General features: G+C 40.2%; 20 protein-coding genes. 4 read left to right on the forward strand and 16 right to left on the reverse strand.

From position 1 onward, the window contains the following. Positions 1-60: 60 nt before the first annotated feature. The 5 genes from prmC to BST97_RS07395 all read right to left on the reverse strand — a co-directional run bounded on the left by prmC (position 61) and on the right by BST97_RS07395 (position 4,539). On the reverse strand, positions 61-906 hold the full coding sequence (prmC, locus tag BST97_RS07375; RefSeq protein ID WP_085766637.1) for a peptide chain release factor N(5)-glutamine methyltransferase: 846 nt from the start codon (positions 904-906) through the stop codon (positions 61-63). After that, positions 903-1,379 (reverse strand): GNAT family N-acetyltransferase, encoded by a 477-nt coding sequence (locus tag BST97_RS07380; RefSeq protein WP_085766638.1) that lies wholly within the window; start codon positions 1,377-1,379, stop codon positions 903-905. The genes prmC and BST97_RS07380 overlap by 4 nt, the downstream gene beginning before the upstream one ends. A 68-nt stretch (positions 1,380-1,447) precedes the next feature. After that, positions 1,448-2,464 carry a PLP-dependent cysteine synthase family protein gene (locus BST97_RS07385; protein WP_085766639.1) on the reverse strand — a complete coding sequence of 339 codons (1,017 nt, stop codon included), beginning with the start codon at positions 2,462-2,464 and terminating at the stop codon, positions 1,448-1,450. Between the two features lie 67 nt (positions 2,465-2,531). Beyond that, entirely contained in the window at positions 2,532-3,620 is a 1,089-nt protein-coding gene (locus tag BST97_RS07390) for an amidohydrolase family protein (protein WP_085766640.1), read from the reverse strand. Positions 3,621-3,729: 109 nt separating this feature from the next. Continuing rightward, on the reverse strand, positions 3,730-4,539 hold the full coding sequence (locus BST97_RS07395) for an SDR family oxidoreductase (protein ID WP_085768188.1): 810 nt from the start codon (positions 4,537-4,539) through the stop codon (positions 3,730-3,732). A gap of 96 nt (positions 4,540-4,635) precedes the next feature. Between BST97_RS07395 and map the strand changes: the two genes are divergently transcribed. Continuing rightward, on the forward strand, positions 4,636-5,445 hold the full coding sequence (gene map / locus BST97_RS07400) for a type I methionyl aminopeptidase (protein WP_085766641.1): 810 nt from the start codon (positions 4,636-4,638) through the stop codon (positions 5,443-5,445). Between the two features lie 43 nt (positions 5,446-5,488). Continuing rightward, the gene (locus BST97_RS07405) at positions 5,489-6,262 is read left to right on the forward strand and encodes a class I SAM-dependent methyltransferase (protein ID WP_085766642.1); all 774 of its coding nucleotides are present in this window, start codon (positions 5,489-5,491) and stop codon (positions 6,260-6,262) included. Here the strand turns inward: BST97_RS07405 and BST97_RS07410 are convergent. The 9 genes from BST97_RS07410 to BST97_RS07450 all read right to left on the reverse strand — a co-directional run bounded on the left by BST97_RS07410 (position 6,246) and on the right by BST97_RS07450 (position 16,822). Continuing rightward, positions 6,246-7,304 (reverse strand): FAD:protein FMN transferase, encoded by a 1,059-nt coding sequence (locus tag BST97_RS07410; protein ID WP_245833679.1) that lies wholly within the window; start codon positions 7,302-7,304, stop codon positions 6,246-6,248. The genes BST97_RS07405 and BST97_RS07410 overlap by 17 nt on opposite strands. Positions 7,305-7,306: 2 nt before the next feature. Next, entirely contained in the window at positions 7,307-7,666 is a 360-nt protein-coding gene (locus BST97_RS07415) for a Na(+)-translocating NADH-quinone reductase subunit F (RefSeq protein ID WP_085766643.1), read from the reverse strand. 58 nt (positions 7,667-7,724) lie between these two features. Continuing rightward, positions 7,725-10,358 (reverse strand): T9SS type A sorting domain-containing protein, encoded by a 2,634-nt coding sequence (locus BST97_RS07420; RefSeq protein WP_085766644.1) that lies wholly within the window; start codon positions 10,356-10,358, stop codon positions 7,725-7,727. A 292-nt stretch (positions 10,359-10,650) separates the two neighbouring features. Then, positions 10,651-11,940: an NADH:ubiquinone reductase (Na(+)-transporting) subunit F gene (nqrF, locus tag BST97_RS07425; protein WP_085768190.1), complete on the reverse strand. Its 1,290-nt coding sequence runs from the start codon at positions 11,938-11,940 to the stop codon at positions 10,651-10,653. Positions 11,941-11,965: 25 nt separating this feature from the next. Further along, entirely contained in the window at positions 11,966-12,580 is a 615-nt protein-coding gene (gene nqrE, locus BST97_RS07430; RefSeq protein ID WP_085766645.1) for an NADH:ubiquinone reductase (Na(+)-transporting) subunit E, read from the reverse strand. A gap of 17 nt (positions 12,581-12,597) precedes the next feature. After that, positions 12,598-13,326, reverse strand: a complete 729-nt coding sequence (locus BST97_RS07435; RefSeq protein ID WP_085766646.1) for an NADH:ubiquinone reductase (Na(+)-transporting) subunit D — start codon at positions 13,324-13,326, stop codon at positions 12,598-12,600. Between the two features lie 38 nt (positions 13,327-13,364). Continuing rightward, complete coding sequence (locus BST97_RS07440; RefSeq protein ID WP_085766647.1) at positions 13,365-14,090, reverse strand: Na(+)-translocating NADH-quinone reductase subunit C; 726 nt, start codon at positions 14,088-14,090, stop codon at positions 13,365-13,367. 2 nt (positions 14,091-14,092) lie between these two features. Beyond that, the gene (nqrB, locus tag BST97_RS07445; RefSeq protein ID WP_085766648.1) at positions 14,093-15,475 is read right to left on the reverse strand and encodes an NADH:ubiquinone reductase (Na(+)-transporting) subunit B; all 1,383 of its coding nucleotides are present in this window, start codon (positions 15,473-15,475) and stop codon (positions 14,093-14,095) included. A 3-nt stretch (positions 15,476-15,478) separates the two neighbouring features. Continuing rightward, the gene (locus tag BST97_RS07450; RefSeq protein ID WP_085766649.1) at positions 15,479-16,822 is read right to left on the reverse strand and encodes a Na(+)-translocating NADH-quinone reductase subunit A; all 1,344 of its coding nucleotides are present in this window, start codon (positions 16,820-16,822) and stop codon (positions 15,479-15,481) included. Positions 16,823-17,168: 346 nt separating this feature from the next. On the opposite strand from BST97_RS07450, the gene BST97_RS07455 reads away from it, so the two are divergent. After that, the gene (locus BST97_RS07455) at positions 17,169-18,425 is read left to right on the forward strand and encodes a type IX secretion system plug protein (protein ID WP_245833680.1); all 1,257 of its coding nucleotides are present in this window, start codon (positions 17,169-17,171) and stop codon (positions 18,423-18,425) included. A 284-nt stretch (positions 18,426-18,709) separates the two neighbouring features. Here the strand turns inward: BST97_RS07455 and BST97_RS07465 are convergent, their stop codons facing one another. Together BST97_RS07465 and BST97_RS07470 are read right to left on the reverse strand one after the other, a co-directional pair. Next, positions 18,710-19,138, reverse strand: coding sequence for a TlpA family protein disulfide reductase (locus BST97_RS07465; protein WP_211277478.1), 429 nt, complete (start codon positions 19,136-19,138; stop codon positions 18,710-18,712). Positions 19,139-19,335: 197 nt separating this feature from the next. Further along, a complete protein-coding gene (locus BST97_RS07470) occupies positions 19,336-19,929 on the reverse strand; it encodes a hypothetical protein (protein WP_085766652.1) in 594 nt (197 codons plus the stop codon). Between the two features lie 245 nt (positions 19,930-20,174). On the opposite strand from BST97_RS07470, the gene BST97_RS07475 reads away from it, so the two are divergent. Continuing rightward, positions 20,175-21,413, forward strand: coding sequence for a DUF3667 domain-containing protein (locus BST97_RS07475; protein ID WP_157111534.1), 1,239 nt, complete (start codon positions 20,175-20,177; stop codon positions 21,411-21,413).

Consider the following 21,413-nt stretch of genomic DNA (forward strand, 5'->3'; position numbering starts at 1 on the left):
CGGTCGCTGAGCGGAGTCGAAGCGAAAGCATATCGGTTAATTTAAAAAATCTGACAAGATCTACAGCCAGCACTTCATCATGCGCCAGTTGCCATTGAGATCTTTCTTCAACTCAAAGGTAAGTCCTAGATCGCTGGCGAGCGACTTCATCTCGTCACTCAAGTATTGATTAATTTCAAAATAGAGCAAACCGCCATTTTGAAGACTGGGAAGCGCGAGTTGCATGATTTTACGATAGAAAATCAACGGATCGTCATCACTCACAAAAAGCGCAAGGTGTGGCTCATAGTCGAGTACATTTTTTTGAATCTCGACTTTTTCCATGTCTCGCACATAGGGTGGGTTACTGACAATGATGTCAGCTTCTGGGATGGATTCAGCTCTGAGAATATCTATTTGCACAAGCTTGATTCTCTCTACCAGATGCAAATTTGCGGCATTTTTTTTTGTAATCTCCAGCGTCATTTTTGAGACATCGGCAAGTGATATTTGCGCTTTCGCGAAAGCGAGACCTAAACTCAAACCTATACAACCCGTTCCCGTACCGATGTCCATGATTGTTTTGGGTGATAATTTTTGATGATCTTTAATGATCCAGTCCACGAGCTCCTCAGTCTCTTGCCTAGGAACCAGCGTGTCTTGAGAAACCTTGAACTGTTCCCCAAAAAAATGTGCGATGCCCGTGATGTGCTGCACGGGTTCATGTTGCATGAGCTTCTCTAGAGACTTGTCAAGAATCTCACGCTGTAAGTGTGTAAGCGCTTCCTTATTTTTAAATAGAAAGTCCGTGCGCGACCAGTTCAACAAATCCTCGCACAAAATCTGTAGAATGCTTAAAGCTTCTTGCTCGGGATAAATATGAGCCAGCTGATTCTTGAACGCAATTTTATATTCATTAAGCGTCATAGATTTTTGATCATCTGAACCGGGCAGGAATAGTGACCCGTTGAACCTAGAGGAGCCTCGAGTAATTTGAAACCGGTTTTTCTGTATAAAGCTTGTGCTTCAACCATGCTTTGCATGGTTTCAATATAGATCTTGTGGTAGGCAAATCTTTCAGCGGTCGAGATACAAAGTTCCATCATCTTACGACCGAAGCCCTTGCCGCGGGCTTGAGGTAGAAAATACATTTTTTGCAACTCACAAATATTACCGGCGATTCCATCCAGAGGACCTACACCTGCACAGCCCAAAATTTCTTCACCGTCTGCGATAACAAAATACTTCCTACGTGGCTGTTGATAGTGCTCGTACATCGCCTGGGTGGATGCATCGCTGTATGCTGTACCTTCCTTGGGCGCGTCGTACTCCATGATCACACCTTGAATGACGTCCCGCACCTGATCGTTATCCTGAGGTAGAATTTCTCTGATGTGCATGATATGGAAACGGTCGTTAGATGGATGATCGATTGATTTTTAATCTAACCAATTACTTAATTGAAAGATTATTTCTCATCTGGATAATAACTTCCGTCTTCTTTGAGATAGCCTTTTTCTTTCATCCAGTTGTCGTTATAAAATTTACCTACATATCGACTACCGTGATCGTGGTATAAAATCACCACGACATCGTCTTTGGTAAATCCATGCTCTTCATGAATCTGGCGTAAACCTTTAATAGCGGCTCCAGCACTGTTTCCTAGGAACATTCCTTCTTCTTTGGCTAATCTACGTGTGTAGACGGCGGCATCACGGTCAGTAACTTTGGTAAAACCATCAATCACTTCAAAACGCACATTTTGAGGCAGAATATCTTCTCCAATACCTTCTGTTACGTATGAATAAATCTCGTTTTCATCAAAGATTCCAGTTTCATGGTACTTCTTAAAAACCGAGCCGTATGTGTCTATCCCCCAAACTTTAATATTGGGATTCTGCTGTTTTAGGTAGGTTCCTACGCCTGATATGGTCCCACCAGTCCCTACGCCCACGACAAAGTGCGTGATTTTTCCCTCAGTCTGATCCCAAATTTCCGGACCTGTACTCTCATAATGTGCTTTACAGTTAGAGGGATTATCATACTGATTTACGTACCAACTGTTAGGAATCTCTGTACTTAAACGCTTACTTGTAGAATAATAAGAACGAGGATCGTCTGGAGCGACATCAGTTGGACAAACATGAACTTCTGCGCCTACGGCTTTGAGAATATCCATTTTTTCCTGAGACTGTTTGTCACTCAAAACACAGATCAGCTTATAACCTTTGACAATAGCTGCCAGTGCCAGTCCCATTCCTGTATTTCCGCTGGTTCCTTCTATAATGGTTCCTCCAGGTTTGAGGCGGCCATCAGCCTCAGCATCTTCTATCATTTTAAGCCCCATGCGGTCTTTAACCGAATTGCCGGGATTGAACGTTTCATATTTGGCAAGTACTAAGCATGGTAAATCCTCTACAAGTTTATTCATCTTTACCAGAGGAGTGTCACCTATTGTACCTAAAATATTTTCAGCGTATTTCATTATCGTTAATTACGGGCGTGCAAAAATAGGGATTTGTTTAAGCAACTAAAGAATCTTTACCTATTCTCTAATGGGTGGATGTTACACGATTATAAAACTCTTGTTTCTCTTGATCATTGTCTCCAAACAACCATTGCGCCACATGTCCATCCCACATCGCGTCATATTCTTCCTGATTGATGATGTTCTCGTTAATTGCTAGGTCAAGTAACTTCCCTGGATAACTGCTTTGTTTCTCACTGTCCATTTCACCTAATGGATATGGATCATCCAGTCCTACTAATACCTGTTTCACGCCTTGATTCTTCACTAAAAGCTTTAGCGAACCCGTATCGTGGACGAGGGTGTCAAAGAAAATATTAGGATGACCTACAGACTTGCGCGGGTGCACTTTACCCTCAAAAAGATCGGGTCGTCCATCAAATCCTTGAATTCTACGACCAAGATTGATCTGCGCCAGCTGCCCACCATGCGCAAAGCAAATGCGCATGTTAGGATACTTAAAAGCATAGCCGTTGAGCGTTAGGAAATGGTATGCATCAGCACATTGAGCAAGCATCCAGATCAAATGGAATCTCCAGGCTGTATTTTGAAGTTTTATGAATTTTTCACCATCATAAGGATGAATTTCTACAGCCAGATTGAGTTCGCTTGCCAATTCAAATATCGGTTCGTTTTCCTCGTCAAAAATACAGCGCCATTGACCTATCGTATCCATGTAGTGTGTAGGCAGGCAGAGTAATTTCATTCCTAAAACCTTAACGCAACGCTCAATTTCCCACAATGCACCACGTACAAAACCAGGATGCACCACAAAACCAGTCGTGAATTTAGAGGGATGATCGTGCTGGAGTTTAGCATTGAAATCATTCTGAAAACGAAGTGCCTGCTTCATTTCTTCCAAGCGTAAACCATTGCCGTACAACTGACTCAAGTTAAGAATCACCGCATGATCAATTTTATATTTGTCCATCCACTCGAGCTTCTCATTCAAGAAAAAGCTAGAGTCGGTCACGGGTCTGGACCAGCCTTTTTGCAGCATATTCTTGCGCTCTGGGTCTACCCAAAAGATACCTTTCTCCCGCATGAAATCGGGAATATCTTCAGGATAGGGAAGTAAGTGTGAGTGGCCGTTGATGCGGAGTTTCTTGGACATGGTGTGGGGAGTTTATGAATTTTTGAGTTGTTGAGTTGTGAGTTGAAAAGGTTTTTTGAATTTGGTCCCGATAGCTATCGGGATTGGAGCTTGAAGCCTGATTATTTATCTACAAGCTCTTAGTCCTCCCCCCATCTACCGGCAAATTGATCCCATTGATATAGGCTGCTTTATCACTTGCCAAAAAAATAATGGCATTTGCTACTTCCTCAGGCTCTGCAAATCTTCTCGCCGGTACGTGGCTCTTCATGATTTCGGCAGCTTGTTCCTCGCTGTGTCCTGCGCGATTTGCTTTTCCTGTAACAATTTTATCTAATCGCTCTGTAGCCGTGAATCCAGGCAGCACATTATTGACAGTGATGCCATGTGGCCCCAGTTCAGTAGCAAGAGTTTTTGCCCAATTTGCTACAGCTCCCCTAATCGTGTTTGAAACGCCCAAGAACTCTATGGGAGCCTTGACACTGGTTGAAATCACATTAATGACGCGACCGTAGCCAGCAGCTTTCATGCCTTCTAAGCAGCTTTTCACCAAAACATGGTTGCACTTCACGTGTTGCGTGAAACCATTTTCTAGTGCTTCCACATCAGCATCAATAAGATGCCCTGGAGGAGGACCACCTGTGTTGTTGACAAGAATGTGTATGGGATTTGCAATCGTACTTCGACTCCGCTCAGCATAAACGAAAGCGGAAACCACACGTTCTACTTCTTTATACTTTGAAAAATCGGCAACCAGGTATGTGTGATCGCCTCTGTGCGAGGTATCCAAAGTCTGGAGTACCTGCTCCAATTTATTTGGATTGCGAGCAAGAAGAATGACTCGAGCTCCTGCTGCTGCAAGTTGCTGTGCGGTAGCCATACCTATACCGGTGCTACTACCACAAACTAATGCTGTTTTATCTGTAAAATCTATTTTCATGAGCATAAAGGTAGCCTTATTTCTACTTTTGAGCAGAATTAGGGAACCTTCTATCCTTGCACTTTTTAGATTGCTTATTTTTGCCATTTATTTGCTATGATCGTTACTAAAACTGCCGAAGAACTGGAAATCATGCGTCGTGCCGCCCTTATGGTGAGCAAGACACTAGGCATGGTTGCTAGTGAGATAAAACCTGGGGTCACCACTTTGAAACTAGATGAACTCGCCGAGACTTTTATTAGAGACCACGGTGCCGTACCTGGTTTTAAAGGTCTTTATGATTGTCCCAGCACACTGCTGATCTCACCCAATGAAGAGGTGGTCCACGGAATCCCAAAGGACGTCCCTATCGAGGAAGGCGATATCTTGTCTGTAGACTGTGGCGCCATAGTAGATGGTTTTTACGGCGATCACGCGTACACTTTTGCAGTAGGTGATATTCCTCAGGAAACTCAAGACTTGCTCGATCGCACAAAAAAATCTTTGTATCTAGGAATCGAGCAATTCAAATTAGGGAATCGTGTAGGTGATGTGGGTTATGCGATCCAGAACTATTGCGAGGGGTTTGGTTACGGTGTGGTGCGTGAACTTGTAGGTCACGGATTAGGTAGAACAATGCATGAAGATCCTCAAATGCCTAATTATGGAAGACGTGGTCGCGGTAAGAAATTTGTAGAGGGCATGACCGTTGCCATTGAGCCCATGATCAACATGGGAACCAAAAGCGTAAAGCATCACCGCGACGGCTGGACCATAACTACAAAGGATAAAAAGCCCAGCGCACATTTTGAGCACGATGTAGCTCTAGTGAACGGTGAGCCTAGATTGCTAAGTACATTTGATTATATCCATGAAGTACTGGGCATCACCTCAAATGAAGAAGATCCATTCAGATGGATCGATTGATAGCTATCGCAAACACAACACTGTTCTTCTTAAACTCATTTGATTGAAGAAAGTCTTTAAATTTTTTCTCAACCTATTCCCGCGACAGTTTCTCATAAAAGCGAGTTACGCTGTAAGACCAGTTATTGCTGCATTTTACAAGGGCGACCGCTATGAAGATCCCATAGACGGCAAGACTTTTAGGAGCTTCCTGCCTTATGGATATGTGAACATTAGAGAGAATGTGCTTTCACCCTCCACGCTTTCACTGGAACGTCACAGGCTGTTATGGCTTTACCTGAATAGAGAAACAGACTTGTTTGAGAGACCACAACATTTATTGCATTTTGCACCTGAGCAGTGTTTTCATTCCCGCTTTCGCGAAAGCGAGAACCTCACCTACACCACCACAGATCTCGATTCTCCACTGGCCGATGTCAATGCGGATATCAGGTCGCTGCCTTTTAAGGACAGTTCGTTTGACTTCATACTATGTAACCACGTCCTCGAGCATGTTGAGGACGACCTGAAAGCCATGACTGAATTATATAGGGTTTTGAAACCTGGTGGGAAAGCTGTAATTCAGGTTCCGCTTGAAAACGACCTAGCAAACACTTTTGAGGACAATAGTATTACAGATCGAAAAAAGCGTACTGAGATTTTCGGTCAGTACGATCATGTGCGGGTGTATGGAATGGATTATTTTGAACGACTAAGTTCCGTAGGTTTCAAGGCTAGTGCAGTGGATTATACTTCAACTTTCTCAAATGAGGAAATAGACCGCTATCGCCTTGAGAGAGGTGAGCTGATACCGGTAGTTATCAAACCGGTTGCTTAAGGCTCTGTTTAAAGCCTTCAGTCATTTCAAATCGCAGCAAGCCGTTGTTGTCCATATACATCAGCAGGACATCGATTTCAGAAATTGTGTGAATCAGATCCTTTGAGATTTCTAAAGGCATGGCCATAAAGGCTGTGGCATACCCGTCTGCTAGTGTACAATTTTTTGCTATCACGTTTACTCCTAAAACTTGACTGGGTCGTGCTTCACCCGTGATTGGATTAACGGTATGCACATAGGTAAAGCCGGTTTCTGGATCGACTTTGTTCTTTCGGTAATTCCCGCTTCCAGCCATAGCGCGATCTTTGAGATTAACCACGGTTAGGTAAGTTCTTTCACCTGGCTTTTGCTTGGGATCATCAATTCCAATCGCCCAAGGCTGATTTTTTTCGATATTCTGACCTCTGCCCACAACCTCTCCACCTACTTCGACCAGATAGTTTTCAATGCCTTTTTGATCCAGCAATCTCCCCAGATAATCGACTAAAGTTCCTTTCCCAATTGCATTGAATTCTAAATAAACACCCTTCACCTCACTGGTCAGATAAAAACTATCCTTTTTTTCACTTGCTAGCAGGCGTAGTTTTTTGAAGCCTACAAATTGCTTCAAGCTATCTAAGTAGGACTCTGTAGGAATTTCCTCCTTACTTCCATCTGCGCCAAACCCGTATGAGTTCACCAAATTCCCTACGGTAGGATCAAAATATCCCTTAGTGTCTTCATAAACAGTTCCCGCTTGGTTAAACACTTCTCTAAATGGCTTACCTACTAAAACGCTATCCTGACCATCGTTGAATTTATTAATTAGAGAATTAGTAACCCAAGTGCTCATCGATTGATTGAACATTTCAATAATACTATCTATTTCTTCCTGTATTTGAATTTCATTTTGATCAAATACAATAATGGAATATGTAGTCCCTATTGCATTTCCCTGAAATCTCTGAGCTTCTATCCCAGTGGTAGCCTGCTTATCGTTTTTACATGAAGACGCGAGAGCAACTATCATTAACAATGTGAAAATTGAATACTTGATTTTCATAACTATTTGATTTCTATAAGTCCGGCAAAGTTGACCACATAATCCTCATTATGATTAACGGGAATACTGTAATCCCTAGAATTTGCTAGCCCAACACCGGCATAATACGTTCTCGCTTTGTATTTGACTCCATGGTCTTTGACTTTTTGAAGCAACCGCTCATCATAATGAACAGGGTTTGCAGGATACTTCACTGCTCTTACCACTACAAAATGCAAATACCCATTTTTGAGCGCCACAAATTGGGGATCTTTTTTAGGTTTAGAATTAATGGAGAGGAATTCAAAACCCATTTCTTCCATTTCATCGCCCACAATATTCATGGCTAGCTGATGTAATTCTTGTTCTGTAAGTGGTGACATAAGTACAAAAAAAAGTCGGGCATTTCTGCCCGACCAAAATTAGTAAAGAATCTACTTCTTATTTCATGATCAACTTCTTGGAAATTTCTTGGTCTCCATTAGTGATCTTGACTATATACAGACCATTTTTGAGAGAATTACCATCAATATTTATTTGACTATCAGATGAAGTTCTTTTGATCATTTCCTGACCCAATGCATTGTAAACTCTTACTGTAGTTTCAGTAGTAAATGGTACTTCAATGGTAAATGCACCTTGCGCAGGATTAGGATACAATGCCACTCGATCAAGGTCAAACTGGTCATTGCTCAATGTTCCATCTACAAATTGGATTTCAAAGCGATCTTGATTTATCGATGCTGGATCATTTGGGTTTACTGAGAAATTGTAATTTGTAATCCCATCAGGTATAGCTACTGTGGTATTAGTGAACGAATCAAACAACTGTACGTCGAGATTTGAGGCTAAATTCAGATTTGCTCTATTAATATTAAGCACATAATCTGAAAAACGGTAGTCAACGATGGATACTGGAATTACTTCTTCTGCCACGGGAGCTTTTCTCAACTCTACCATGAGCTTTTTGCCATTTATTGTGGTGTATAAATTCTCGGCATCGTTATAAAAAAGGCCAGCGTCATATCTATCTACTTCATTATTGAAAGATGGATCAAACCTAATTCCGAAAGCATTGTTTTGAGAAAGTCCTTGAGCGAAACGATCTGCAGAGAAAAGTCGTACATCTATTTTAGCTTCGTTTTGGTTTCTATTTACTAAAGTGAAGGGCTCTTCAACAGCTTTATCAACCTCTTCAAACAAAACACTAGCTGCTGACGAAGCTATAGTTTCTACAAAAAAGGCTTGACCTGGAATTAAAAATTGTGTAGCATCAGAACTAGTAGGACCTGAAGTACCTGAGCTCGTATTAATCGAGACATAAAGACCGTTTAGACCTTCATTAGGATCCCAAACATATATTTGTGATCCGTTAGTATTTGTATATGTTAAAGCACCTGCGTCCACGATTGCCTGGTAGGGATTACCAATTAAACTAAAATATCCCGCTTCCTCAGATAAATTATCCATTAACACTGGACCATTCGTCAATTCTCCGGCAGACACCAGCCTTGTATCATTATTGGGTGCGTTTGCAGGGCTACTGGTTAAATCATAATTGCGGTCTCCTCTTACAAACAATCTGTAAGGAACCCCAGCTTCTAAAATTCCGCTAGTATTTGCTAGAGGGTTCCATGCATCGATCTGTGGATTGACTCCTGCTGTAGGTGATGAATTTACATAAGTATTATCAAATGTAAAAGCAGATGGATTATTTGAAATAGTGGTATCAAAACCATTTGCTGCGCCGCCATTTCCTGTGATATGAGTTCCAACTCCAGAGGTTGTCACTGCGGGATTTCCATCCTGATCATCTTGCCAGTTTGCAGATAAAGGATTTGTAGTAGTGACAGTAGATGAAATAAATCTGAAGGCTCTGGTGTTCTCAGTAGCCGCAGGAACGTAAATTTCCACACTTGACTCTCCATTGACAACTAATGTACCGTTAACTTGATCGATTTGTCCGGATTGTGGCGTACCAGTAACTATGTCAGATAAAAATAGAAGATCATTATTAAAGGTGGCAACACCGGTTTGGACATCAAGTATTCCTGTAGCTCCTATAGTAATATTCCCGTTGAAAGTGCTTCCTACGGTAGTTAATGTTCCATCTACCTTAAAATCGAATCCATTAGTTTCAACGGTCCCAGTGCTTATAAGAGTTGATCCACTATTGACTGTGAGGCTAGGTACGTTTGCATAAGATTGAATAATTTCTAGGTTGGCAATAGTGGTATTTTGGTCTACATCAATAACATCATTAATTACGATCCAATCTTCTAAGAAGGGAACATTACCATTACTCCACGTAGCATCGGCAGAATAATTACCATCTTGAGCTGTTGCAGCTACTCCACCTACTTTAGCTACCGTACCTCCCGGTGTATATCTAAAATACTGAGTAATATTTAAAGTTTGACTTCCATAATTATTGTTCGTATCAGCAGTACCTTCGTCAAATCCGCCGCCATAGCCTTCATTTGACAAGTAACCGTTACTTCCGTTTACATAGGTTGCGACAAAATCTAAATTATCTGTTGAAGCCCCTGTTAAGCCTATGTCAGACCAATTAAAAGTCATAGAAAATGAGGCAACTGAATTATTTGCAGGGTTACCTACGGTGGTCACAAAAGGAAGCTGATTATTTACAATGGGTGTTGCCTGTGGAGCAGGTATCTCCCACAATCCTCCGAATCCTGTATTGACTGAGATAGCATATCTAGCTTCAAACCCTGGTGGAAAGTTGATTACTGAAGCATCAGTTCCTGCAGAAGATATCGCTCTTCTATTATCGTCATTTTGATCATTGACATCACTATCAATAACATTTCTTCCGTCAGCACCAGTATCAAAATATATGACCAGAAAATCATTAAACTGACCTGAACCTGTATTTACTGTGATCGTGGCTGTAGTACCATTATCTTGAATCTCGATGGATCCAGTTCCTATAGCATCGCCAAATCCCGTATTTCCATTACCCTGAAACGTTGTCTGAGCTTTTAGGTTTGACGCTAGAAAGAGAATGCTGAGAACAAAACTTATTTTAAAACTCTTGTGTAAAAAATTTCCCATGGTTATTTGTTTTACTCAAATGTATACTGAAAACGTTTTAGGAGTTACAAATTCCTATAAAATGGCTAAACTTTAACTAGAACAACCTGGATAATATTGAATAAATGCTAACATATAGATAATTGACGATCATACCGTTATAAGCTTTATTATTAAAGAAAAAGATCAAAAATGGTTAAAGCATTTAATGATATGCTATTATAAATAATAGAATGGAGAACAAAAAAACCTGCTCTTAAACGAACAGGTTTTGTTTGAAGATACGCTTTCCCGAAAGCGAAATCATTATTAATTATCCTCCAAAATCATCAAATCTGATGTTTTCTGGCGGTACACCGAAGTCCTCTGCCATTTTACCTACGGCATTATTCATGAGCGGTGGTCCACAGAAATACACTTCGATATCTTCTGGAGCCTCATGTTTAGTCAAATACTGATCGATTACCACCTGGTGGATGAACCCAACAAATCCGTCACCTTCCTCATCATGTATATCTTCTTTCACTTTCCAGTTGTCTTCTTCAAGCGGCTCAGAAAGTGCTAAATAAAATTTAAAATTAGGGAATTCGCGCTCAAGCGATCGGAAGTGCTCGATGTAGAACAATTCTCTTTTTGAACGACCACCATACCAGTAAGTAACCTTACGATCCGTTTTAAGCGTTTTGAAAAGCTCATAAAGGTGCGATCTCATAGGAGCCATCCCGGCACCACCACCTACATAAAGCATCTCAGCGTCTGAATGGTTGATAAAAAATTCTCCATAAGGTCCAGAAATTACGGCCTTATCACCTTCTTTCAATCCAAAAATGTAAGAACTGGCAACACCAGGATTCACATCCATCCATCCGTTCTTAGCTCTGTCCCATGGTGGAGTAGCAATACGTACATTGAGCATGATATCACGACCTTCGGCAGGGAAAGATGCCATAGAGTAGGCTCTTTCTACCGTTTCTGGGTTTTTCATTACTAAAGGCCACAAGTTGAACTTGTCCCATTCTTCTTTAAACTTGTCTGGAGTATCGTGCTCTTCAGGGTGTGCTGTTATATCAATGTCTTCATATTTTACCTCACACTTGGGCACTTCAATCTGGATGTAACCACCAGCCTCATAGTGCATATCTTCTGGAAGACGCACTACGAACTCCTTGATAAAAGATGCCACATTGTAATTTCTTACAACGGTAGCTTCCCATTTTTTAATACCGAAAACCTCTTCAGGAATCTCGATCTTCATGTCTTGCTTCACCTTCACCTGGCAGCCCAGTCTCCAGCCTTCAGCAATTTCCTTTCTTGTAAAGTGAGGCACTTCAGTAGGGAGTATAGTACCTCCACCTTCTTGTACAATACATTTACATTGCACACAAGTTCCTCCACCACCACAAGCTGATGGTAGGAATAATTTATTATCTCCCAATGTCCCAAGAAGCGTTCCACCTGAGCCGGTAGTGATATCCTTTTCACCATTCACATTGATGGTAACCGGTCCTGAAGGCAATAATTTTGACTTGGCTCCAAGAAGCAGAGAAACAAGTAGCAATACCAAGGTCAAGAAGATGACCACACTTGCCAATATCGTTATCATATTAGAATCCATAGAATGCTATTTCTTAAATTTCAATTCCCATAAAACTCATGAAGCCTAGCGCCATAAGTCCAGTTATAATAAAAGTGATACCTAAACCTCTCAATGGAGCAGGTACATTTGAATAAGCAATTTTTTCACGTATTGCTGAAATGGCAAGAATGGCAAGGAAGAAACCAAAACCAGAACCTATTCCATAAACAACACTTTCTGATATACCGCCAAAGTCTTTCTGTTGCATAAATAATGACCCACCTAGTATCGCACAGTTTACAGCGATCAATGGTAAGAAGATACCTAGTGCACCGTACAATGCAGGAGCAAAACGCTCTACGACCATCTCAACTAATTGCACCATACTCGCTATAACCGCGATGAACATAATAAAGCTCAAAAAACTCAGGTCTACAGTTTCATAAGAAGGGTCTAGCCACATCAAAGCGCCTGGCTTTAATAAGTATGAATCAAGAAGCCAGTTGATAGGAACCGTAATACCGAGTACGAATACAACGGCAGCACCTAAACCTACGGCAGTCTTCACAGACTTTGATACCGCGAGATAAGAACACATACCTAAGAAATAGGCAAATACCATGTTCTCAATAAATACGCTACGAACGAAAAGATTAATTAAATCCATGATTGTTTTCTAGCTTATTAGTTTTGTTCAATTAAAGATCTGTTGCGACTACGTTGCACCCAGATGATGATACCCACGGTAATCAATGCCATGGGTGATAATAACATCAGTCCATTATCAGAATATCCTAGTGCATACAATCCTGTAGAATCTGCGAGAGTGGTTCCTTTGTGACCTAAAACTTCATAGCCAAGAAGTTTTCCTGCACCCAACAATTCTCTAAAAAATGCTACCAAAATTAATATGAAAGCATAACCTGCAGCATTTCCTATACCGTCTAGAAATGATTTCCATACACCGTTACCTAAGGCAAATGCCTCAAGACGACCCATCACAATACAGTTAGTAATGATCAGCCCAACGAATACGGACAGTTCCTTAGAAACGTCATAGGCGAAAGCTCTGAGAACCTGATCAACCAAGATCACAAGCGCAGCAACTACAACAAGTTGAACAATAATACGGATACGAGATGGGATCAAGTTTCTCAACAAGGAAACTATCATGTTAGAGAAAGCCATCACCGTCATTACCGCAATACTCATTACGATCGCCGGCTTTAATTGTACGGTAATCGCGAGAGCGCTACAAATTCCCAGTACCTGAACGGTAATTGGGTTGTTATCCGTTAGAGGGTCAGAAAGTAATTTTCTATTCTTCTTACCAAGTAGACCTTCTCTTTCATCAGTATCAGAAAGAAAAAGGATCAATTCTTCTTTTTTGGTCAATTCTTTATTGTCAGCCATAATGCTTGATTTATTTCGCTTTCGCGAAAGCGGGACTTTTAATTAGACGCCATTTTTACGTTAGTCTGTGACTTGAAATAGGGCAAGTAGTTTTTTAGGCGCTCAGAAATCATATCAGTAACCCCATCGCCAGTAATGGTTGCTCCAGAAATGGCATCAACGGCATTGTCATCTTTATTATCACCACCTTGATAACCTTTTGCAACAGAAACGCCTATGAAATTTCCTGCCTCATCCATGATCTTCTCATCCTCAAAGCGTTTCTTGAACCAGCCTTGAGTGATTTCAGCACCTAGACCGGGAGTTTCTCCTTTATGATCAAAAACAACACCTTTAATAGTATTGATATCATCTTTTAGAGCAACATAGCCCCAGATCGCATCCCAAAGTCCTTTACCGCGTAGGGGAACCACGTAATATTTAGTACCCTCTACATCTGCTACATAAAGTGGAAAAGCTTGTTCTTCAACAGGTCGTTTCAATTCTTTTTTAAGATCGACGGTAAAGGCATTAACACCATCTTTTTCCTGACCGTTATTATCTAAGGCAACTTGCTCAACGATGTATTTGTTGAACAACATTTCAGCACTATCACGTGAGGTCTCAACACCTACAGTACTTAAGATGTTTTGCATCTTTTCTTGCTTTACATTTTCTGCTTGAGCAGGCTGCAGACTAGTTGCTGCAAAAGCCAGAGCACTTGCTACAACCGCAACCATAATTACGGCAAACAAAAATGTATATGCGTTTGAATTTCTATCCATTGCTATGCAGTTTGTAGATTAACTTGAGCTTTCTTAGCTCTTTTCTTACGTTTGTTAACATTTGCCTGAATCACATAGTGATCAATCGTAGGTGCAAACACATTCATTAATAAAATGGCTAGCATGATCCCTTCTGGATAAGCTGGATTGAAAATACGTATCATAATCCCGAAGAATCCTATCAAGATACCGTAGATCCACTTTCCTTTGAATGTCTGCGCGGCACTTACAGGATCTGTTGCCATGAAGACCACACCAAATAAAATACTACCTACAAGAAGGTGTTGCCAGAAAGGGAAATTGATTAATTGATTTGTTCCCAATTCCATCAACGTAGCATCCCACCCTGAAAGATTCAGTTCTGCTACCGCTGCCGCGTCGTTGTAGACTTGGTCCATGGTGATTTTTCCGCTATCTACGAGACCAGTGATGAATTCGCTACCCATATTTCCGAAGAAATTAAAGATCGCCCCCATCGCAAGACCACCCAGAATTCCACCAAGAATAATTCTCCAGCTACCTACTTTTGTTGCGATCAAGATTATCGCACCTATCAAAATCATCAGTGCAGAAGTTTCTGCAACAGAGCCTGGAATGTAACCCATAAACATATCCATGGAATCAATTCCTGAAAGCACGCTGGATTCAGCTGGAGCGGGACCAGAAAAAGCAACCGAGTTTGCAGCAGCCCCATCAACAGTACCATCAAACTGACCGCTTGCCAAAGATCCTAAGATCGTCTCTCCAGAAACCGCATCAGTATCACCCTGGTGTACCCACACTGCATTACCAGACATATAGAGTGGATATGCAAAGAATGCAAAAGCTCTAGCAGTAAGTGCTGGATTTAAAATATTCATTCCCGTTCCACCAAATGCCTCTTTACCGATCAAAACCGCAAAAGCAACTGACAATGCCAGCATCCACAATGGGATGTCCACTGGGAAAATCATAGGAATCAAAAGACCCGTAACAAGATATCCCTCATTAACCTCGTGACCGCGGTAGATTGCAAAGATGAATTCAATCGTCAATCCCACAACATAACTCACGATAATTAGTGGCAATGTAAGTATAGCACCTTCAATAAATGCGTCCATAAATGGTACATCTAAAACACTTGCAAGCCCCATTTCCTGATACAAGTATTGGGCACCCGTATTCCACATACCAAACAACAATGCTGGAACCAATGCAAGAACCACGGTAATCATGGTACGCTTGAGATCCACCACATCTCTAATGTGGGCTCCTTTTTTAGTTACGTGATTTGGGGTAAACAAAAAGGTATCAAATGCATTGATAGCGGGCGCATATTTTTCAAACTTGGCGCCTGGTTCAAAAGGCTTTCTTGCCTGATCCAGTTTACTTCTTAACCATTTCATATATTAACCTACTTCAGTTATCATTAGATCTAAACCGTTGCGTATAATCTCTTGCGCTTCAAGTTTAGACGTATTTGTAAAATCTATAAGAGCGAAGTCTTCTGGCGCTACCTCATAAATACCGAGGTTTTCCATCTTCTCAATGTCACCAGCCATACATGCTTTGATCAACTGCATGGGGTAAACATCCATGGGCATTACCTCTTCCATCTCACCCGTCACTACCAGCGCACGCTCTTCACCATTCAGGTTAGTGTCCACTTTTTTCTTTCCACCAAACAACTTTGCAAAAGAAGTTCCTGCATTAGAAGGTACATTGTTGCGTGTAAATGGCAACCATCCTAGTAAAGCATAATCGTTTCCTTCTGGAATCAAAGTCAATGTGTTGTGGAAATAGTTGATGAATTGGTCGTTAGAAAGCTTATCTCCTGTCAAAACATCTCCAGAAATAATTCTAGTTTTATCAAGATCAACCGTACCTATGATACTATTTACCTGAGCACCTATGGTAGTCTTATAATATTTACGCTTACTTTCCTCAGCATCTGTTCCTGTAAGGGCCACTGTTCTTTCAGCCTGGAATGTACCATTCAGGAAGAAGTTTCCAATCGTAGCAACATCTTCTGCATTCACAGTCCATACACGCTCGCCCATATTTATAGGATCCAACTTGTGAATTTGAACACCTACATTTCCTGCAGGGTGAGGCCCTTTTACTTTATGAATGACCGCATCATTTAGCGAATTGATCGATGAATTTTTACCAACCCCAACGTGAACCTTACCCGGAGTAAGCTTGCTCAAAGCAGTAATACCAGCTTGAAAAGCCTCCATCTTTTGCGATACTATAAAATCAGCATCTCCAGACAGAGGTGCCGTAGTGTAGACAGATACAAAAATGGATTTAGGCGTATCCTCAGAACTTGCCATAATACTGTAAGGACGTTGCACGATGAATGGCCAGCAACCACTTTCAAGCAATAACGCCTTAACCTCTTCTCCTTTTAAGGAATTTAGAGAACCTACATCATGTTTAAGGGCGTCTGAAGTGCCGTTAGGAGTGATACGCACTTCCATAATGCGTCTTTTTGCTCCACGTACAATTTCAGTAAGTGTTCCTGAAACAGGAGATACAAACTTAACTTTCTCGTCGTATTTTGAATAGAAAATAGGTTCCCCAGCTTTTACCACCGCTCCTTCTTTAAGGATCATTTTGGGAACCATTGCGTGAAAATCAGGCGGCTTGATTGCAAATACTTTAGGCGCTGGCGCTTCAACAAGCTGTTTCTCAGCCTCACCCTTCAATTTGAGATCAAGTCCTTTTCTTACTCTGATGTCCTTTGACATAGGATATAAATTTAGGCCTTTTTAAGGCTTGCAAATTTAGCCATAAAAGCAATCAATAGTAAGAGGGTTTATTATTTAGAATTAGTAAAAATAAATAGGTTGTTTGTATTTTTTTCCAATGATTTTCAAAGGTTTAATGAAATAATTCAACACTTTAAACTTTATTCAACAAAACTCCCAATCACGTTTTAAAAGCGGTACGTCATTTGCTGACTGATCAGCATGTAGGAAATAAATTTTGAGTTCCGCTTTCGCGAAAGCGAGATTACTCTAACACAAAGTCAAATATTGAATGCTGTAATTCTAATTGATACAAGCACTATATTTATCACCATACTAGAACACTATGAAGGTTTTTTTGATCGCCAGTATATTTTCATTAATGACCCTACTTTCTGGGGCTCAGACCATGGATGAGCTTGTCAACGATCCTGACTATATCAAGACGGTTACATTTAATCTGGATCCTGAAGAGTTGCTACCGGTATTTGAATTAGGCGACCCCATCACCTTAAGTTTTGACGACGTGATAGGTGATGAGGCTGACTACTATTATCAATTTGAGCACTACGATTATGACTGGACGCCTAGCCAGTTGTTCAAAAACGAATGGCTTATAGGAATAGACGACGCGCGTATATTTAACTACCGCAACTCTTTTACCACACTCCAGCCCTACTCGCATTACATGATGCGTGTTCCTAACCAGTTTACAAAAGGCTTTCGCGTAAGCGGAAACTACATGGTTCACATTTACAACAGCGACAGGGAGCTGGTTTTCTCACGTAAATTTATGATCAAGGAACCGGGAGCCATAATTGGCGTGGACACAAGACGCGCGCGTGACCTCAACTACATCCAAACGCAGCAACGCGTTCAGTTTTTTATAGATAGTCAAGAGATTACTTTTATCAATCCAGAGCAGCAGCTTAAAGTCGCCATCGTTAAAAATGCTGAGATTAACAGCCCGCTCATGAACGTAAAACCTCAATTTAACGTGGGGAACCGCCAGGAATATAAATATGACGCGCTGACCTCTTTCTGGGCAGGAAATGAGTATCTGTTTTTTGAAAACAAAGATTTCAGATCTCCTAATGTAAATATAGACTATGTGTCGCTTAATGATCTTTATGAAGCTCATTTATATGTAGATGGACCGCGACTCAATCAAGAGTATACCTACTTTCCAGACATCAATGGGAATTTCCTCGTCACCACTCTTGAGAATGAAGATATTACCGTGCAAGCAGAGTATGTGGATGTACACTTTACTCTAGACCTACAAGAAGTCAAACTGCCTGAGGGCTCCAGAATTTTTGTGACGGGTAATTACAATGCTTATCAGCTTCAAGACGAGGCAGAGATGCAATTGAATGAAAACACCGGTCGTTATGAAACCACAATTCTTTTAAAACAAGGTTTCTACAACTACCGCTACAGCGTGATGTTGCCAGACGGAACCATGGATCACGGACTGATTAGCGGAAACAAATGGCAAACGGAAAATGTGTATTCAATTCTAGCGTATTATCGTGAACTGGGCGGTCGCTATGATAAACTGATAGGTATAGGACAAGGTAATAGTGAGAATATTACGAATTGAAAAAGCTACTGCTCTTTCTTTTTTGAAAGCTCTTAATTCTAGACAATGTCATAATTAATCCGAACAGTCCTGAAACAACTATAAAGACGTAAAGAGTCCACTTTTGTGGGTAATATGTAATTCTGCTCAATAGGAAAATTGCAATAATTGTTGAAATGAGATAAACCATCAATAATAGTCCACCTATAAAAGTTTCTGTAATTGAATCCATCAAACTCAAAATCAATATTATTATATAACTTATCACAGATATGATTACTAATTTATTGAAAATTCCAACATTTTTATTTGACGATTTTTCCATCATAAATTTTTAGATGATAAGGGTAAAAAGGAATTTTCTTAGGCTCAAAAGGTAGCTCTATAGAATCTAAACGATAAGTGTCTACATTTATGTTAGGATGCTTTCTCATAAAACCTTTAATGGTTTCCAATGATTCGAGAGAGATATAATATTTACTTTTACTCGTTTGATCATCCACTAACATTTCTTCAATACAAGGCTTGCACCATGTAGCCCAAAAATTTAATAGTAAGGTATCCCTCTTATGAAGATTAACACTAACCTCCTCACCATCTAAACGGGTAAGACTAAAAGTTTCTGCAGTCAAGATTATTTTATCTTTTGCCTCAATTTCAGCTCGCAACTCTTCAAATTTGTTAATATTAAAAAAAAACATTTCCAAAAGCCGCCACCATAGCTGCTGCTGCAATTACGATTAAAACTATAACAATCGTACGATTGAAAAATTTCATATTAAATTATTTAAGGGCAGCAACATGCTGCCCTAGAAAATGGATCACAATAATTAATATAAAATTGAAATTGCCACACAGGACACTCCCATTGACCCCCAGCTAGAGAGATGCGGTTGTGCAGAACCCCAGGCAATACTGTCCACCATCGTCATCATGTCTCTACAATCATTATCAGCATTACAAGCACCTCGTAAACATCCCATACATTCCCCCAACTGACGTTTCCATTGTCACCTCCACGACAATCATCTTCCCAATTATTAGTTGTGGTACTCACTTCTGAATTATCTATTCCTCCTAAAATTGGAAAAGTATTAACTGAGACGATCTGTCCTTCTACATAATTTCGTTCAGAAAATTTTTTGTTATAATTCAAATCGTAAGAAGTGATTTTACCGTCTTGAAGATTAAACGGTGATTCAAAATTTTCTAATACATCTAATGTCATAGCATAATCTCTACTATTTGTAGGAAATGAACTTGACATTGTTGAAAGAATTTTAAAACCTGAAATTAAACCTACGTCATTTTTACTTGAATCTTGTAAAATAGCCTTATAGACTCTAATAGTACCTAATTCAGTAGCTTCATCATATGCTATTATACTATCACCTACCATCTCTACATCTGTTGAAAAGTAATTGGTTAAGACAGAATTATTGGAAACATAGTTTTTGAAATTCACAAAATCCTCATCATTAGATGCTAATTTAAAAAACACGTTAGTGGGTTCTGCTGACTTCAACTGAAATTCTTCATTTGAAGATTTACTGTTACGCCTTCTTCTTTAGAACAAGACACCAAAGCAAGTATAGATGTAACTATACCAAAAATTAATTTTTTCATAAATCATTTAGTTTAAAGTTACTAAAGATATCTCTGCAAAGATTAAACGAATATGACAATACTTTATTTGCTATTTAAATGGGTTAGTATTTGTTTAACTTTTTTAACATCAGTAAGTTTGATGCAGTAAATCATCTAACTTATATGCCGCCTAAAACCCGCTCACTAGCTCAATATAGAGGTGACCAATGCCTCAACTGTGGAACGCCGCTCGATAAAATAGACAAGTACTGTCATCAATGCGGGCAACTCAACTCCACTAAACAACTTGCGCTGAAGGATTTTTTCAGCGAGTTTGTATCCAATTTCTTCTCTTACGATAGTCGCGGCTGGCGCACCATCAAACATATTTTATTTAAACCGGGATTTGTAAGTAAAGAATTCATTAGAGGTAAAAGGATGAGCTATGCAAATCCGTTCCGGTTCTTCTTGAGTGTATGCATCATATTTTTCCTTTTTCTTCAGCTAGAAAACGCATATCAAAAATATTACGGAAACCGTTCCATTCAAGATGGATTGATCAATACAGGCTATGATGATCCTGAAGATGCAACTAAAATTAATGACAGCCTTGTCGATCAGGATCGTGAAATCACACTAGCACTCGGCGATGAGGGTATCCAGATAAATGAAATAAACAATGAGCTTGAAGCAATTACTGACGAAGAACTCGCACAGATAGAAAGCAAACCGGGTGGGAAATTTATTGCCAATAAAATAAGAGAAGAACGTGATGCCGAGCTTGCAAGACAACGCAAGGATACGACTCAATCTGAACAGAAAGAATACACCTATGTTACCCAAAAAGAACTGGATGAGATGGGCTGGTTCAAACAAATTTCTGAGCAAATAGGAGACTATACCAATTATTACGATCGGGAGCAGATCGTTGATCCTAAAGTTGCACTTAAAAACCTAGAGCACCGCGTAGATACGTATAATATTGCAGTGTACGAGCGTGCGCAGCTTTTAGAACGCATCGAGGGCGACCCGAGTATTTTGATCAGTGTCATCCTTCCTAAACTGCCTATATTTTTATTTCTGTTTACTCCGTTTGTGACACTATTCCTCTGGCTGTTATACTTAAGGAGAAGCTTCACTTTTATGGAGCATTTAATTTTTTCATTTAACGTTCTGACCTTCGCTTTCTTGAGTGGGTTTATCTTGATTCTACTCAATCTAGCAACCTTTGGCTGGCTGGATTTGTCGTTCATATTCTTTTTCTTGATAGGCCCCTTTTACCTCTACAAATCCATGAGGAATTTTTACGGCCAGAGCAGAATGAAAACCATCATCAAATTTTTATTGATTAATTTTGTTTACTCATTTGCGTTCTCAATAGGCTTTGTCCTGTTGCTTTTAATAGGCATCGCAATAAGTTGA

This window comes from Nonlabens spongiae (assembly GCF_002117125.1).
GTDB lineage: Bacteria > Bacteroidota > Bacteroidia > Flavobacteriales > Flavobacteriaceae > Nonlabens > Nonlabens spongiae.

Excerpts from the sequence above, each read along its gene's own strand:
- prmC (WP_085766637.1), bottom strand. The coding sequence starts at position 906 with ATGACGCTTAATGAATATAAAATTGCGTTCAAGAATCAGCTGGCTCAT.
- BST97_RS07380 (WP_085766638.1), bottom strand. The coding sequence starts at position 1,379 with ATGCACATCAGAGAAATTCTACCTCAGGATAACGATCAGGTGCGGGAC.
- BST97_RS07385 (WP_085766639.1), bottom strand. The coding sequence starts at position 2,464 with ATGAAATACGCTGAAAATATTTTAGGTACAATAGGTGACACTCCTCTG.
- BST97_RS07390 (WP_085766640.1), bottom strand. The coding sequence starts at position 3,620 with ATGTCCAAGAAACTCCGCATCAACGGCCACTCACACTTACTTCCCTAT.
- BST97_RS07395 (WP_085768188.1), bottom strand. The coding sequence starts at position 4,539 with ATGAAAATAGATTTTACAGATAAAACAGCATTAGTTTGTGGTAGTAGC.
- map (WP_085766641.1), top strand. The coding sequence starts at position 4,636 with ATGATCGTTACTAAAACTGCCGAAGAACTGGAAATCATGCGTCGTGCC.
- BST97_RS07410 (WP_245833679.1), bottom strand. The coding sequence starts at position 7,304 with ATGAAAATCAAGTATTCAATTTTCACATTGTTAATGATAGTTGCTCTC.
- BST97_RS07415 (WP_085766643.1), bottom strand. The coding sequence starts at position 7,666 with ATGTCACCACTTACAGAACAAGAATTACATCAGCTAGCCATGAATATT.
- BST97_RS07420 (WP_085766644.1), bottom strand. The coding sequence starts at position 10,358 with ATGGGAAATTTTTTACACAAGAGTTTTAAAATAAGTTTTGTTCTCAGC.
- nqrF (WP_085768190.1), bottom strand. The coding sequence starts at position 11,940 with ATGATAACGATATTGGCAAGTGTGGTCATCTTCTTGACCTTGGTATTG.
- nqrE (WP_085766645.1), bottom strand. The coding sequence starts at position 12,580 with ATGGATTTAATTAATCTTTTCGTTCGTAGCGTATTTATTGAGAACATG.
- BST97_RS07435 (WP_085766646.1), bottom strand. The coding sequence starts at position 13,326 with ATGGCTGACAATAAAGAATTGACCAAAAAAGAAGAATTGATCCTTTTT.
- BST97_RS07440 (WP_085766647.1), bottom strand. The coding sequence starts at position 14,090 with ATGGATAGAAATTCAAACGCATATACATTTTTGTTTGCCGTAATTATG.
- nqrB (WP_085766648.1), bottom strand. The coding sequence starts at position 15,475 with ATGAAATGGTTAAGAAGTAAACTGGATCAGGCAAGAAAGCCTTTTGAA.
- BST97_RS07450 (WP_085766649.1), bottom strand. The coding sequence starts at position 16,822 with ATGTCAAAGGACATCAGAGTAAGAAAAGGACTTGATCTCAAATTGAAG.
- BST97_RS07455 (WP_245833680.1), top strand. The coding sequence starts at position 17,169 with ATGAAGGTTTTTTTGATCGCCAGTATATTTTCATTAATGACCCTACTT.
- BST97_RS07475 (WP_157111534.1), top strand. The coding sequence starts at position 20,175 with ATGCCGCCTAAAACCCGCTCACTAGCTCAATATAGAGGTGACCAATGC.